The sequence below is a fragment of the Streptomyces sp. NPDC026092 genome, assembly GCF_040638605.1.
GTDB lineage: Bacteria > Actinomycetota > Actinomycetes > Streptomycetales > Streptomycetaceae > Streptomyces.
Genome location: NZ_JBEZYN010000002.1, coordinates 435,529 through 449,395, shown reverse-complemented (window position 1 = coordinate 449,395; position 13,867 = coordinate 435,529). Strand labels below are relative to the sequence as shown.

Annotated in this window: 13 protein-coding genes; all 13 read left to right on the top strand. The window is 72.4% G+C overall.

The annotated features are described in order from the left end of the window. The first annotated feature begins 112 nt into the window (after positions 1–112). The 13 genes from AB0F56_RS04660 (at position 113) to AB0F56_RS04600 (ending at position 13,863) form a co-directional block, all read left to right on the top strand. Complete coding sequence (locus AB0F56_RS04660) at positions 113–1,669, top strand: phage tail sheath family protein (RefSeq protein ID WP_362003861.1); 1,557 nt, start codon at positions 113–115, stop codon at positions 1,667–1,669. Between the two features lie 36 nt (positions 1,670–1,705). Continuing rightward, the gene (locus AB0F56_RS04655) at positions 1,706–2,146 is read left to right on the top strand and encodes a phage tail protein (RefSeq protein WP_362003859.1); all 441 of its coding nucleotides are present in this window, start codon (positions 1,706–1,708) and stop codon (positions 2,144–2,146) included. Next, the gene (locus AB0F56_RS04650; protein WP_362003857.1) at positions 2,143–2,649 is read left to right on the top strand and encodes a hypothetical protein; all 507 of its coding nucleotides are present in this window, start codon (positions 2,143–2,145) and stop codon (positions 2,647–2,649) included. The genes AB0F56_RS04655 and AB0F56_RS04650 overlap by 4 nt, the downstream gene beginning before the upstream one ends. Beyond that, the gene (locus AB0F56_RS04645; RefSeq protein ID WP_176729256.1) at positions 2,646–2,804 is read left to right on the top strand and encodes a DUF6760 family protein; all 159 of its coding nucleotides are present in this window, start codon (positions 2,646–2,648) and stop codon (positions 2,802–2,804) included. Before AB0F56_RS04650 ends, AB0F56_RS04645 begins: the two co-directional genes overlap by 4 nt. Positions 2,805–2,813: 9 nt before the next feature. After that, positions 2,814–6,059, top strand: a complete 3,246-nt coding sequence (locus AB0F56_RS04640; protein WP_362003855.1) for a hypothetical protein — start codon at positions 2,814–2,816, stop codon at positions 6,057–6,059. Positions 6,060–6,154: 95 nt separating this feature from the next. Then, positions 6,155–6,580: a phage tail protein gene (locus AB0F56_RS04635; RefSeq protein WP_362003854.1), complete on the top strand. Its 426-nt coding sequence runs from the start codon at positions 6,155–6,157 to the stop codon at positions 6,578–6,580. A 39-nt stretch (positions 6,581–6,619) separates the two neighbouring features. After that, the gene (locus tag AB0F56_RS04630) at positions 6,620–7,339 is read left to right on the top strand and encodes a peptidase M23 (RefSeq protein WP_362003852.1); all 720 of its coding nucleotides are present in this window, start codon (positions 6,620–6,622) and stop codon (positions 7,337–7,339) included. Next, on the top strand, positions 7,336–9,186 hold the full coding sequence (locus AB0F56_RS04625; RefSeq protein ID WP_362003850.1) for a VgrG-related protein: 1,851 nt from the start codon (positions 7,336–7,338) through the stop codon (positions 9,184–9,186). Before AB0F56_RS04630 ends, AB0F56_RS04625 begins: the two co-directional genes overlap by 4 nt. 65 nt (positions 9,187–9,251) lie before the next feature. Next, positions 9,252–9,566: a PAAR domain-containing protein gene (locus tag AB0F56_RS04620; protein WP_362003848.1), complete on the top strand. Its 315-nt coding sequence runs from the start codon at positions 9,252–9,254 to the stop codon at positions 9,564–9,566. Next, the gene (locus AB0F56_RS04615; protein WP_362003846.1) at positions 9,563–9,985 is read left to right on the top strand and encodes a GPW/gp25 family protein; all 423 of its coding nucleotides are present in this window, start codon (positions 9,563–9,565) and stop codon (positions 9,983–9,985) included. Before AB0F56_RS04620 ends, AB0F56_RS04615 begins: the two co-directional genes overlap by 4 nt. Then, on the top strand, positions 9,985–11,952 hold the full coding sequence (locus AB0F56_RS04610; protein ID WP_362003845.1) for a putative baseplate assembly protein: 1,968 nt from the start codon (positions 9,985–9,987) through the stop codon (positions 11,950–11,952). The genes AB0F56_RS04615 and AB0F56_RS04610 overlap by 1 nt, the downstream gene beginning before the upstream one ends. Next, positions 11,949–12,509: a phage tail protein I gene (locus AB0F56_RS04605; RefSeq protein ID WP_362003843.1), complete on the top strand. Its 561-nt coding sequence runs from the start codon at positions 11,949–11,951 to the stop codon at positions 12,507–12,509. The genes AB0F56_RS04610 and AB0F56_RS04605 overlap by 4 nt, the downstream gene beginning before the upstream one ends. An 835-nt stretch (positions 12,510–13,344) precedes the next feature. Next, positions 13,345–13,863 carry a zinc ribbon domain-containing protein gene (locus AB0F56_RS04600; RefSeq protein WP_362003841.1) on the top strand — a complete coding sequence of 173 codons (519 nt, stop codon included), beginning with the start codon at positions 13,345–13,347 and terminating at the stop codon, positions 13,861–13,863. Positions 13,864–13,867: the final 4 nt, after the last annotated feature.

Sequence of the window (13,867 nt, the reverse complement as noted above, 5' to 3'; positions counted from 1 at the left end):
GCCCGTTCAGGCAGCACCATTGCCCCTTCGGCGGGACTCCAGGGCCTATGACCAGGCACATCGCGGCGGCGAGACTCGGTGGTGACCCCAGTGGCCACTTGAAGGAGCGAGTATGCCGTCGTACCTGACCCCGGGCGTGTACGTGGAGGAGGTGCAGTCCGGTGCACGGCCGATCGAAGGCGTGGGCACCGCGGTTGCCGCCTTCGTCGGGTTCGCGGAGCAGGGGCCCTTCCACCGTCCGACGCTGGTCACCAACTGGGACCAGTACGTCCAGACGTTCGGTGGCTTCACGGAGGGCACCTACCTCGCCCACTCCGTCTACGGCTACTTCGCCAACGGCGGCGGCACGGCGTACGTCGTCCGCGTCGGCGGCCCGGCGGCCGACCAGGCCGACGGCGGCAAGCCCGCCGCGATCCAGGCCCCCGCGCCCACCGCGCTCGGCGGCTTCCTGATCTCGGCGCGCACCGGCTCCGGCCCGGACGTCTCCGTCGAGATCGCCGCCGCCGACGGCGAGAACCCGCCGGAGGACCGCTTCAAGCTGCTGGTCCGCCAGGGCGACAAGGTGGTGGAGACGTACGACGCCTCCGTCCGCAAGAACGTCAAGGGCTACCTGCTCAACCAGGTGCGCGGCTCGAAGCTCATCGACGTCGCCGAGCAGCCCGGCGCCACCCAGACCCGCCCCGAGGCGCAGACCGTCGCCCTGCCGGCCGCCCCCGTCGCGACCCCGGCCACCACCGCCGCCCCCGGCGGCGTCGCGCGGCTCGACCCGAACGAGTACGTCGGAGACTCCGCCGCCCGCACCGGCTTCGGCGGCCTCGAGGCCATCGACGAGATCACCATGGTCGCCGTACCCGACCTGATGAGCGCCCACCAGCGCGGCGAGATCGACGCCGAGGGCCTGCGTACCGTCCAGCTCGCCGTCATCTCGCACTGCGAGCAGATGGGCGACCGGGTCGCGGTCCTGGACTCCCCGCCGAACATGAACGCGCAGGCCATCCGTACCTGGCGCCAGGACGAGGCGGGCTACGACTCCCGCTACGCCACCCTGTACTACCCCTGGATCTCGGTCTTCGACCCGGCCACGGGCCGCAACACCACCGTCCCGCCCAGCGGCCACGTCGCGGGCGTCTGGGCGCGCAGCGACGGCGAGCGCGGGGTGCACAAGGCCCCGGCCAACGAGGTCATCCGCGGCGCGGTCGACCTGGAGATCCGCCTCAGCAAGGGCGAGCAGGACCTGCTCAACCCGATCGGCGTGAACTGCGTACGCGCCTTCCCGGGCCGCGGCATCCGCATCTGGGGTGCCCGCACCCTGTCCTCGGACCCGGCCTGGCGCTACCTCAACGTCCGCCGGCTCTTCAACTACCTGGAGGAGTCCATCCTCCTGGGCACCCAGTGGGTGGTCTTCGAGCCGAACGACGAGCGGCTCTGGTCGAGCATCCGACGGAACGTCACCGCCTTCCTCAGCGAGGAATGGCGTCGCGGCTCGCTCTTCGGGAGCACCCCGGCGGAGGCGTTCTACGTCAAGTGCGACCGCGACAACAACCCGCCGGAGTCGGTCGACCTCGGCCAGGTGATCTGCGAGATCGGTGTCGCGCCGGTCAAGCCCGCCGAGTTCGTGATCTTCCGGCTCTCGCAGTACTCCGACAGCACCAGCCTCGTCAACGAGTAACTCGTCAACGGGTAACAGGAAAAGGTGAAGACAGCAATGGCAGAGGGCGACGCTCTTTCCACCCATATCTTCGGGGTCCAGCTGGGCGGCTACATGGTCGAGTCGATCCAGGAGATCAGCGGCCTGTCCTACGAGGAGGACGTGGTCGAGGTCCGTCAGGTGACCCCCGACGGCAAGCTGCTCATCAAGAAGCAGCCGGGCGCACGCCAGGCCGGCGAGGTGACGATCACCCGCGGCATGGACAAGAGCACCGAGTTCACCAAGTGGGTCAAGGAGACGCTGGAGAACGGCCAGGTCGACTCGGCCCGGCAGAACCTCACGATCGAGGTCAAGGACGCCGCGGGCGAGACCGTGCGCCGCATCCAGCTCATGCAGGGCTGGGCGAGCAAGTGGGAAGGCCCCTCGCTCAAGGCCGGCGAGTCCAGCGCCGCCACCGAGACGGTGACCATCACCTTCGAGGAGATCGTGATCGAATGAGGCGCAGGACGGTCACCTCCGGCGGCATCGAGGATCTCCTCGAAGCCGCCGCGTCCGCCGAGCGCGCGGCGGCCGCCGATCAGGCGGCCGCCCCGGCCCCGGCGGCCCCGCCCGCGGCGCGGCAACGCGAGCAGCTCCGACACGAGTTCACCTTCGAGCTGCCGCGCGGCTACGTCGACGACGAGGGCACGGTCCACCGCACGGGCTCCATGCGCCTCGCCACCGCCCGGGACGAGCTGCGCCCGCAGATCGACCTGCGGGTGAAGGAGAACCCGGCGTACCTGAGCGTGGTCCTGCTCAGCCAGGTGATCACCAGCCTGGGCACGATCACCGACATCCACGCCGGCGTCGTGGAGCGCATGTACGCGACGGACGTCGCCTTCCTCCAGGACTTCTACCGGCGGATCAACAGCGAGGGGCACACGCACGCGGCGGTGACCTGCCCGCACTGCCACAACCCCTTCGAGGTGGACCTCTCCGGCGGGCGCCTGGGGGAATCGTGACGTACGCCCTTCCCCGGTTGCGGGAGGAGATCGCGTACGTCGCCTACCACTTCCACTGGCAGCGCGAGGACATCCTCGACCTCACCCACGCCGAACGGCAGGAGTGGGTGCGGGAGATAGCGCGGATCAACACACGGGTGAACGAAGGCGGGTGAGGTGAGGGCATGGGCTTCTGGGACAGGTTGCGGAGGGGCGGCGGCAGCGCGTCGGCTTCGGCGTCGACTCCGACGGACGGCTCCGTACAGGAGCCCGCCTCCGCCTCCGCCTCGCCCGAGGTCCCGGCAGGACTGCCGGACTGGGACGGCGGCTGGCGCGAGGTGGCCCCGGCGCCGCTCACCATCGCGCGCTCGACCGTGGGCGTGAGCGACGGCCTCCGGTTCCGCTCGGGCCTCGCCTCCTGGCAGAACCCCACGCTCACGAAGGACCTGGGCCACGGCCTCCTGCCGTCCGCGCCCGCGGGCCTGATCCACGGCGTCGCCCGCCCGACCACACCCTCGCGCCCGACCCCGTACGCGGGCGGCGGCCCGCTGCTGCTCCGCGCGGTGGGCGGCGAGCCGGAGCCGGAGGGCCAGGAACTGGGGGCCGGCCTGGGGCCGGAGCGCCCGATTCAGAGGGCGGCGGTAGCGGGGGCGGGGCACTCGATCCAGCGCGCGGCGGTACCTGAGGGTGGCTCGGGGCCGGTGGCCTCGGACCCGCTGGTGGTGTCCCGGCGTACGACGTCGGCCCCCGAAGGGGCCAACCCGGTTCCGGAGCACCCGATTCAGAGGGCAGCGGTACCTGGGGCGGCCTCGGGGCCCGAGGCTTCGGACCCGCTCGTGGTGTCCCGGCGTACGACGCCGGCCGCCGAGGGGGCGGACGCTGGGTCGGAGCACCCGATCCAGCGCGCGGCCGTACCGTCGGCGTCGGCGGACCGGACCGGCCCGGGGACGACCGCACCCGTACTGGGCGAGGCTCCGGTGCTGTCCCGCCGGATCGCGGATTCCGGTACGCCGGGGGAGCCCCCGCGCCCTGAAACGAACGGCCCTGCGGCGAGCGGCCCCGACGCGAGAGGCTCTGCCGCGCTGCCCGTCGTGGGCAGGGAGCCTCAGCCCTCCGGTACGAACGACCCGAGCACCACCGGTCCGGCACCCCGGACCCCCGAGACGTCCGCCGCCCCCCGGCGGACCCGGCCGGGTTCCCCTGTCCGGCCGCGCCCGGTCGGCGCCCCGTTGGTCGTGGCCAGGCGCCCGGCGATGGCACCGCGTGTGCTCGCCGCGGTTCCGCCGCGCGCACCGGCCACGGCCGCCGACCGGGCGACCAACGACGTACGGCAGGAGCCGGCCCCGTCCGCCCCGGCGGACCGGTCCCCGCGCCCCGCGACCCGCCCGGGCCTGGGCGCACCGATCGGTGAACTGCCCGCCACGGCACGGCGGATCGACGGGGGCACGACGCCCCCGACTCCGAGCGCGCCGACCGCACCGACCACGTCGGGCGACGCCCCGGCGATGCCGGTCATGCGCCGCATGGCCGAACCCGAGGCCCCGTCGACCCCGAGCCAGACCCCGACCCCGACCCAGACCCCGACCCAGACCCCGACCCAGACCCCGACCCCGACTCCGACGCCGTCGCCCCGCCCGGCCCGCTCCGGCCTTGGGGCGCCGCTCCGCGAACTCCCCCCGACGGCCTCCCTGCTGGGCGGCGGGCCACCGATCCAGCGCCGCACGCTCCCGAACCCTGAGACCACCCCCACGAACACCCCGGCACCGCCCCGCACCGGGGCCGGCACCCCGGTGGTCCGGGTGCCCCGCCCGGCGGAAGGCCCTGCCGTCAGGCCCTCGGGCGGTCCGGCCGTGCCTCCGGTGGTTCCGGTGTCCCGTGCCGTGGAAGGCCCGTCAGGCCCGGCGGCCGTCACGCCCCCGGGCAAGCCGACCGCGGGCCCGGACGCTCTCGTACGACCGGCGACGACCGGCCCGACCCCCGGAGCGCCGAAGGCCCCCTCGACCGGGCCGACTTCGACTGCGCCTGCGGTGCAGAGGGCGCCCGCCTCGGACACCGCTTCGTCGGCGTCCACCCCGGTCGTCCCGCTCGCAGACCCGGCGGAGCCCCGGCCCGAGTCGCTGACCGTGTCCCGAGCGGTCGAGAAGACGAGCAGCCCGGACAGTGCCCCGATCCTCGGGGCGCCGGAAGGCCGTTCCGGCGCATCCACCCCGGCGTCCACCCCGGCGGTCCCGCTCGCCGACCCGTCGGCGCCGCGGCCCGAGCCGCTGGTCCCGGTGTCGCGTGCGGTCGAGAAGCCGAGTGCCCCGGACAACGCCCCCATCCTCGGGGCCTCGGAGGGCCGTTCGAGCGCGCCCACCCGGGCGAACTCGCCGTCGGAACCCCGACCGGAGCAGCTGACCGTGTCCCGTGCGGTGGAGAGGCAGTCCGGCGCGGAGGCCCGGCCGACGACCGGTCAGGTCGGCACCCCGCCGTCCGGACCGACCGTCGCACGAAAGGCGGCCCCTGCCGAGCGGACCGCCGACCGCGCGAAGGCGAACCGGTCCACCCCCGTCGCCCCCTTCGTCCAGCGCTCCCGCCGACTGCTCCCCGACCGGCCACTGGTCATCAGTACGCGCGCCGCCGAGGGCTTCTCCACGTCGGCGCCCGCTCCCTCGGCAGCCGCCGCCCCCTCCCGCCCCGTGGTCGCGGCCACGTGGCGCAGGGACCCCGCACCCGAGCCGCCGACGGAGCCGGCTCCCGCGCGGGAGACGTCCGTCCAGCGCGCCGCCGCACGCCCGCGCGGGCGCACCGGCTCGCCGACCGCCCCGACGGCCCACCCGGTCCAACGCGCGGCCCACCCGGCCCACCACGCGCCCCACCCGGAACCGGCACCGAAGCCCACCCCGACCACCGCCCCGACCACCACCCCGACCACCGCCCCGACCACCACCCCGACCACCGCCCGGGCCACCACCCCCGCCCCACCCGTCGTACGCCTCGACCCGGCCACCCCGTCGTCGCCCCGCCCCGCCCCCGTGCAGCGCCAGGCCGTCCAGCCGTTGACGTACACGAGGGGTGCCGGGGCCGTGGCCGAGCCGCCCGCGACGCCCGTCGTGCGGGCACCGGCGGCGAGCCGGCAGCTCCAGGCCAAGGCCGTTCAGCGGATGGCCGAGGCGGGGCTGAGCGGCGTCCCGGTGATCCCGGTCGCCCGCGACGTCTCGCCCACGTCCACCTCGACCGGCACGTCGACCGGCACCTCCACGTCCACCTCCACCTCGACGTCCACGTCCACGTCGACCTCGACCGGCACCCAGACCGGCCCGAGCGTCCCCCGCGGCAAGGAGCTCGACGAGCTCGCGAGGGCGCTGATCGACCCGGTGTCCCGGCTGCTCCGGAACGAGATGCGCCGCGGCCGGGAACGCACCGGCCGCCCCCACGACAACCGCCGCTGACCCGAGCCCGCACCAGGCGCAAGCAGCACCCCCCCCGCCGGACCCGCCACCCCGAACGAACACAGAACGCGCCCACCGGGCAAGGAGAAGGAAAGATGACGGACAGCATCGTCGCCACGAGCGTGTTCTTCCGGCTCGCGATCGGCGGCAACGACCTGGGCGCCTTCCACACCTGCTCCGGTCTCGGGGCCCAGGTGGAGATGGAGCAGTACGCGGAGGGCGGCAACAACGGGTTCACCTGGCAGCTCCCCGGCCGCATCACCTGGTCCAACATCACCCTGACCCGCCCGGTGACCGCCGACAGCGCCAAGATCGCTCGCTGGCTCGACGAGATCATCCAGCGGGTCGAGCCCAAGGACGGCGAGATCGTCGCGCTCAAGCCCGATCTCACCCCCATCGTGGGCTGGCAGGTGATGGGCATCGTCCCGGTCCGCTGGCAGGGCCCGTCCTTCGATCCGGCCAACTCCCAGGTGGCGACCGAGACCCTGGAGATCGCCCACGAGGGCCTGCGCCCGTCCTGACCCCGGCGACCCCACCCGACGAGAGGAGGTACGTACCCGATGGCACGCGGCCGCGCCAACCGCACCCAAGCCCAACTGACGATCATGGAACCGCCCGCGAAGGTCGGCGCCAAGCCGGGCGGCACCCTCGCCCGCGTCAAGCTCCAGTTCAACCCGTCGACCCTGTCGATGAGCAAGACCACCGAGTGGCGGCGTACGCCCTCCCGGATGGCCGGCCAGTCGGCCCTGCCCGAGTTCGTCGGCAGCGGCCCGCGCTCGCTCTCCCTTGAGGTCTTCCTCGACGGGACCGCCAAGCACGACAACTCCGTCGAGAAGGCCGTACAGCAGATCATGATCGCCCTCGTGCCCACCAAAGCGAGCCTGGCGCGCAAGACGCCGGCCAGCCCTTGGGTGCGGTTCGAGTGGGGCAAGTCGAAGACGACCTCCTTCGACGGCGTCCTCTCCAACTTCTCCGTCAGCTACAGCCTCTTCGATGTCGACGGGAAGCCGCTGCGCGCCACCTGCTCGCTCTCCATCGAGGAGGCGAGCGTCGATCCGGCGGGCCAGAACCCGACGTCGGGCTCGCGGGACGCGCGCCGTACGCACCGTGTCGTCGCCGGCGACAGCCTGCCGCTGCTCGCCTGGCGCGAGTACGGCGACGCCACCGCCTGGCGGGTCATCGCCGAGGCCAACGACGTCGACGACCCCATGGTGCTCGTGCCCGGCACGGAACTCGTCGTGCCCAGCAACGAGGACGAGACCCCTGAGGAGGGAGAATGAGCGCGGAGCGAGGCGCCCGGTCGTTCGCGGCCGACCCGATCGTCATGGCCCCGAAAAAGCTGCCGGACCCCTGGATCAAGCAGTTGGTCAGCTGCGTGGTCGACGAGAACGTCGGACTGCCGGACACAGCCCTGGTGACGTACCGCGACCCGGACCACGAAATGCTCGCCGAGACCGGGATCACCATCGGCACGAAGCTGACGGTCTCGGTCGCGACCTCCCTGGCCGGGCAGACCAATGTGCGGCTCTTCACGGGCGAGGTGACGGCGCTGGAGCTGGACACCGACGACACGGGCTCGTTCACGGTGATCCGCGCGCACTCCAAGGCGCACCGCCTCCAGCGGGGCCGCAAGGTCGTCGCGTTCCGCAACATGACGATTGCGAGAATCGTCAAGCAGGTCGCCCAAGGCGCCGGACTGCTCGTCGGCAAGGTCCAGGCCGCACCGGGTGTGCACAAGCTGATCTCCCAACCCAACATTTCCGACTGGGAGTTCCTCCAGTACCTGGCGGCGGAGAGCGGTGCCCAGGTGCGGGTCGACGAGAAGGACACGCTCCAGTTCGTGAAGCCGAAGCCCGCCTCGTCCGCGCCGGCCGTATCCACCCGGGCGAGTGTGAACCCGCTGGTCCTGGAGTACGGCGACAACCTGTACGCCCTCCGTGCCGTCCTGACGGCCGCCGACGGGGCGAGCAATGTGAAGGTGCGGGGCTGGAACGTCAACACCAAGAAGCCGCTGGTGGGGGTCACGGCCGCCGTCAAGAGCAAGACCGTCGTCCCGGGGCTCGCCCCGTCGAAGGCGGCCGTGTTCGGCAAGAAGGCGCTGATCAACGTCGCTGACACCCCGTACCGTGCGAAGGGTGTGGCGAAGGCCGTGTCCACGGCCCTGGCAGAGTCGGTGAGCGCCGGGTTCGGCGAGTTCGAGGCGGTCGTCGAGGGGAACCCCAAGCTCCGCGCGGGCACCCCGGTCACCCTCGGCAACGTGGGCAAGGACTTCTCCGGCAGGTACACGGCCACCGCCGTCCACCACGTCCTGGAGCCGTCGGGCGGATACCGTACGACGGTCGTGGTCAGCGCCTCGCCCGACCGCTCCCTCCTCGGCCTCGCCTCGGGCGCCCCAGCGCCCGCACGCTCCGGGAGGATGCCGGGTCTCGCCATCGGCGTGGTCACCAACGTGCGTGAGGTGGGCCGTCAGCAGCGCGGCTGGGTGAAGCTGAAGTTCCCCTGGCTCGACGAAAAGTACGAGACGGACTGGGTACGGACCGTCCAGTGGGGCGGCAAGGGCGGCGGCGGGGTCTTCAGCCCCGAGGTCAACGACGAGGTCCTCGTCGGGTTCGAACAGGGGCTGCTGGACAGCCCGTACGTGATCGGCGGCCTCTACAACGGCGTCGACATCCCGTCGAAGCACGACGTACCGCTCATCGAAAAGGCGACCGGCAAGGTCCAGCGCCGCTCCCTGGTGTCCCGCTCGGGCCACCGCCTCGAACTGCTCGACACCAGGACCGGCGTGTCCGGGCTGCGCTTCGCCACCGGCCGCGGGCGGCTGGAGGTGCAGCTCGACGAACGCCGTAGCGAGATCGGCGTCACCGTCTACGACCCGACCGGCAGAAGGCCGCTGACGTCGATGACGCTGACCCCGAGGGGGATCACGCTGGACGCGGGGCCGACGGGCACACTCGACCTGACCGGCGGCACGGTGAACATCAACGCCAAGACAGTGATGAACATCAGCGCCAACACCGCGGTGAACATCGACTCCAAGGCCGCGATGAAGATCGACGCCAAGACCGGGCTCTTGGTCAGCGGCGGGACCACGGCCACGTTCAAGGCGGGGATGATCAACATCAACTGAACCGCCCACCGGGCTCCCCACCCCCCAGTACCGCTTCGACTGCATCGTCAGCAAGGAGTAACCGAATGCCTCCCGCAGCGCGCGTAGGAGACCCGACGGCCCACGGTGGTGTCGTCGCCGTCCCGCCGCCCGGGCCCTTCACCGCCAGGGTCGCCACCGTGTTCATCGGCGGCAAGCCGGCCGCGGTGACCGGAAGCGTGAACGCCTGCGGGCCGCATGCCTACCTGGCCCTCACCAACCTGGTCATGCCGAGCCCGCGGGCCGCCACCCGCCGCGTACTGATCGGTGGACTGCCCGCCGCCTGCGCGATGGACCAGACGACGTGCGGAGCGCAGATCATGGCGGGCGCGCCGAACGTCATCATCGGGGGGCCGCTGTGAGCGACCGCTTCATAGGACGCGGTTGGGGCTTCCCCCTCAGGGTGAGCCCCACCGGCGGTATCGGGATGGTGGAGCGCGACCGGGAGATCGAGGAGGCCATCCGCCTCGTCCTCGGTACGGCTCCGGGCGAGCGCCCGATGCGCCCCGAGTTCGGCTGCGGGGTCCACGACTACGTGTTCGAGCCGGGCGACGACGAGACGGCAGGCCAGATCGGTCACGAGGTGCGGACGGCGCTGGAGCGGTGGGAGCCGCGAATCGAGGTCGACGACGTGGTCGTCGCGTTCGACGCCGTGGACGAGGGCGTCTTCTACATCGACGTCCGGTACACGATCCGGTCCACCAACGACCTGCGGAACCTGGTCTTCCCGTTCTACTCCATCCCCTCCACCGAGGGCTCCGACGAGACGGGAGTGCGCTGATGTCGCTGCCCTCACCCCACCTGGACGACCGGCGGTTCCAGCAGCTGGTCGACGAGGCGAAGCGGTACGTCCAGCAGCGGACGCCGGAGTGGACCGACCACAACGTGTCGGACCCCGGAGTCACGCTGATCGAGACCTTCGCGTACATGGTCGACCAGCTGCTCTACCGGCTGAACAGGGTCCCGGACAAGAACTACCTCGCCTTCCTCGACCTGTTGGGCATCAAGCTCTTCCCGCCGACGGCGGCCACCGCGGAGGTCGACTTCTGGCTGTCCGCGCCCCAGCCCGACACCGTGACGTTGCCGGCGGGCACCGAGGTGACGACCGAAGACGGCGGGACGGAGGAGGACGAGGTGGTCTTCGGCACCACCGCGGATCTGCCGATCCTGCCCAGCTCCCTGACCCGCCTGGTCACCGCCCCCGCGGGCGGCGAGCAGACCGACCGTACGAACGCCCTCGCCGAGGGCAGGGACATCCGCTGCTTCCAGGCCGCTCCGGCCCCGGGGGACGCCATGCTGTTCGGCCTGCCGACCGCGGTCCCGCGCTGCATCGTCACCGTCCAGCTGGACAGCCGCGTCGAGGGCGTCGGTGTCGACCCGAGGCAGCCGCCCCTGGTGTGGGAGGCATGGGACGGCGCGCGATGGGTGCGGTGCGAGACCGACTCGGACACCACGGGCGGCCTCAACCGGCCGGGCGAGATCATCGTGTTCGTACCGGCCAGCCACACGGCGTCGGTGCTCGCGGGCACCCGCGCCGGCTGGCTGCGCTGCCGGGTGGTCGCTCCCGAGGAGGGGCAGCCGTTCTACTCCGAGTCGCCGACCGTCCGTGAGGCGGAGGTGTTCACCGTCGGCGGCACGATGACGGTCGAGCACGCGGAGGTCGTGCACGACACGATGCTGGGCACCTCCGAGGGCGTGGCGGGACAGCGGTTCCGGCTGCCCCGCACGCCGTTGCTCCTGGACGGCGAGCCGCCGGTCGTGGAGGTTTCCTCGGCGGACGGCTGGCAGACCTGGACCCCGGTCGACCACTTCGGAGACTCGACACCCACCGACCACCACGTGGTCGTGGACGCCACGACCGGCGAGTTCACCTTCCCGCCCGCGCTGCGGGAGCCCGACGGCACGCTGCGCACCTACGGCGCGGTCCCCGACCAGGGCGCCCAGGTACGGGTCCCCCGCTACCGCACGGGCGGCGGCGCCGCCGGCAACGTGGCGCGCGGCGCGATCTCGGTGCTGCGCAGCTCCGTCCCGTACATCGACCGGGTCGAGAACCGGGAGGCCGCGCGCGGCGGGGTGGACGGCGAGGGCGTCGACAACGCCAAGGTGCGCGCCCCGCAGGTGCTGCGGATACGGGACCGTGCGGTCACCGCCCAGGACTACGAGTTCATCGCCCGCGAGGCGGCCCCCTCGGTGAAGCGGGTCCGCTGCCTGCCGGCCGTGGCGGGGGAGGGCGGCGCGGTACGGGTGCTGGTCGTGCCGGACGCGGTGGCGGACGAGGGCGACGACCGCCTCCGCTTCGAGCAGCTGATCCCCTCGGAGCAGGTCATGTCGGCGATCACGACCCGCTTGGACGAGCGCCGCCTGGTCGGTACGCGCCTGGTGGTGGAACCGCCCGCGTACCAGGGCGTCACGGTGGTCGCGCGCCTCGTCGCCGAGCCCCAGGACGTGGACCGGGTGCGGGAGGCCGCGCTCGACGCACTCTTCCGGCACTTGAACCCGCTGCACGGCGGAGCGGACGGCAGGGGCTGGCCGTTCGGCCGCCCGGTCCAGTACGGCGAGGTCTTCGCGGTCCTCCAACGGGCGGCCCAGAACGCCCTGGTGGAGGAGGTCCGCCTGTTCCCGGCGGACCCGGTGACGGGACGCAGGGGCTCCCCGGTGGAGCGCATAGACGTCGCCCGCAACGCCCTGGTCTTCTCGTACCAGCACCAGGTGGTCGTGACCCCCGGGGACCTGGGTGGCGGAGCATGACCAGAGCCGCGATCCCCGGCCTGCCGAGCCCGCACCCGATCGGCACCCTGCTCCCGGCCCTGTACGCGGACGACGACCTGGCGCAGCGCTTCACGGCAGGCCTGGACACGGTCCTGGCCCCGGTCTTCTCCACCCTGGACAACCTCCCGTCGTACTTCGACCCGGCGCTCACGCCCCCGGACTTCCTCCAGTGGCTGGCGACCTGGCTGGGCGTGGACCTGGACGAGAACTGGCCGGAGGAACTGAGCAGAACGGTCGTGGCCCGAGCGATGGAGCTCCACCGCCGCCGCGGCACGCGCCGCGGCCTGGAGGAGCGCCTGCGCCTGTGCCTGGGCGTGGAGGCCGAGATCGTCGACGGCGGCGGAGCGACGTGGTCGACGACCCCGAACACCCCCCTGCCCCCGGCCCCCACGGGCGAACTCCTGGTCCGCGTCAGGGGCCCGGTGGACCCCCGCCAGGTCCTGGACGTGGTCCAGGCGTCCTGCCCGGTTCACCTCACGTGCCGAGTGGAGATCGTGACGGCCGAGTCGGGCGAGCCGGCTGAGGGAGGCAACTGACATGCGCGTCTGCCCGGAGTGCGGCACGGCGAACGGCGACACGGACGACTTCTGCGGGAACTGCGGGGGTTACGTGGGCTGGTCGAGGGATGAGGAGAAGGAGCGGGAGAGGAAGCAGGACGGGGACGGGGACAGGGACAGGGACAGGGACAGGGACCGCCGGAGGACGAGGGAGGAGGAGGAACAGCAACCAGAGTTCCCCCAACTCCCCGCAGTGACTCCGGAAGTGGTCCCGACGGCATTGCCGACGGAACTGACGGCAGGCCTCCCGGCGGACATCCCAACCCAACCCGAGCCGGGCTTCTTCAGGGGCCTGCTGAGGGGCTTCCAGTCGGAACTCCCGGTGGAGATCCCGACGCAGCTCCCGCTGGACATCCAGTCGGACACGTCAGAAGAGGAACCGGCGGAGGAAGAGGAGGAGGAGAGGCGCAGCCCTCAGGCTCGGACAACGAGCCAGCCCCCCACGATTCCTCCCCGTCCAACGCACGCCCCCACCCCACCCATCCCTGCGCGCAGGCCGGCGGAAGCGCCGCCGAAGGAACCCCAGACGAACCGGACGAACCAGACGGGCCCGGCGGGGGCGGTGGGGGCGGTAAAACCGGCCAAGCCGATAGCGCAACGCCCGAAGGTACGACAGTCGACGTCGGAGACGCAGCAGGGCCCGCCCTGCCCGCAGTGCGGCACGCCGAACGCGACGGGCCGTCGCTTCTGCCGCCGCTGCGCGGCGCCGCTGCGCCCGACGGCGCGGGTGGTGCCGCTGCCGTGGTGGCGGACGGTGTGGCCGTTCCGCCGCAGGGCACGTTCGGGATCGGGTGTGTGGGTACGCCGCTCGGTGATGGCACTGGTCCTGGTCGGCGTCGTCGTAGGTGGCTACTTCCTGATCCCGGCGGGCCGTTGGCTGTACGAGGACGTACGGGACAAGCTGGGCAAGGCGGTCCCGATCACGCCCGCGTCGACCGAGGCGACGGCGTCGGTCCCGAAGCACGGGGCGACGCTGGCGACGGACGGCCTGAGCAACACGTACTGGGGCGCACCGAAGGTCGACGACGCGCTCTCGTTCGAGTTCCGCACCCCGTTCCGGATGGTGGACGTGGTCGTCCACACGGGCGTCTCGAAGAAGGCGGAAGCCCACCGCAACCAGGCTCGCCCGATCCGAGCGGATCTGGTGGTCACGGCCGCGGACGGAACGACGAAAACAAAGACGATCACTCTCGCGGACAAACCGGGCCCGCAGACCTTCCAGACGGGCTACAGCGATGTGGTGGCGGTCCAGCTGGTGATCAGGGACGCGGCGGGCGTGTCGGAGGGCCGCCACATAGCGGTGGCGGAGGTCGAGTTCTTCAAGCGCAGCTGAGAGG

Bases quoted from the DNA above. Each gene is read 5' to 3' on its own strand.
- AB0F56_RS04660 (WP_362003861.1), top strand. From the start codon at position 113: ATGCCGTCGTACCTGACCCCGGGCGTGTACGTGGAGGAGGTGCAGTCC.
- AB0F56_RS04655 (WP_362003859.1), top strand. From the start codon at position 1,706: ATGGCAGAGGGCGACGCTCTTTCCACCCATATCTTCGGGGTCCAGCTG.
- AB0F56_RS04650 (WP_362003857.1), top strand. From the start codon at position 2,143: ATGAGGCGCAGGACGGTCACCTCCGGCGGCATCGAGGATCTCCTCGAA.
- AB0F56_RS04640 (WP_362003855.1), top strand. From the start codon at position 2,814: ATGGGCTTCTGGGACAGGTTGCGGAGGGGCGGCGGCAGCGCGTCGGCT.
- AB0F56_RS04635 (WP_362003854.1), top strand. From the start codon at position 6,155: ATGACGGACAGCATCGTCGCCACGAGCGTGTTCTTCCGGCTCGCGATC.
- AB0F56_RS04630 (WP_362003852.1), top strand. From the start codon at position 6,620: ATGGCACGCGGCCGCGCCAACCGCACCCAAGCCCAACTGACGATCATG.
- AB0F56_RS04625 (WP_362003850.1), top strand. From the start codon at position 7,336: ATGAGCGCGGAGCGAGGCGCCCGGTCGTTCGCGGCCGACCCGATCGTC.
- AB0F56_RS04620 (WP_362003848.1), top strand. From the start codon at position 9,252: ATGCCTCCCGCAGCGCGCGTAGGAGACCCGACGGCCCACGGTGGTGTC.
- AB0F56_RS04610 (WP_362003845.1), top strand. From the start codon at position 9,985: ATGTCGCTGCCCTCACCCCACCTGGACGACCGGCGGTTCCAGCAGCTG.
- AB0F56_RS04605 (WP_362003843.1), top strand. From the start codon at position 11,949: ATGACCAGAGCCGCGATCCCCGGCCTGCCGAGCCCGCACCCGATCGGC.
- AB0F56_RS04600 (WP_362003841.1), top strand. From the start codon at position 13,345: ATGGCACTGGTCCTGGTCGGCGTCGTCGTAGGTGGCTACTTCCTGATC.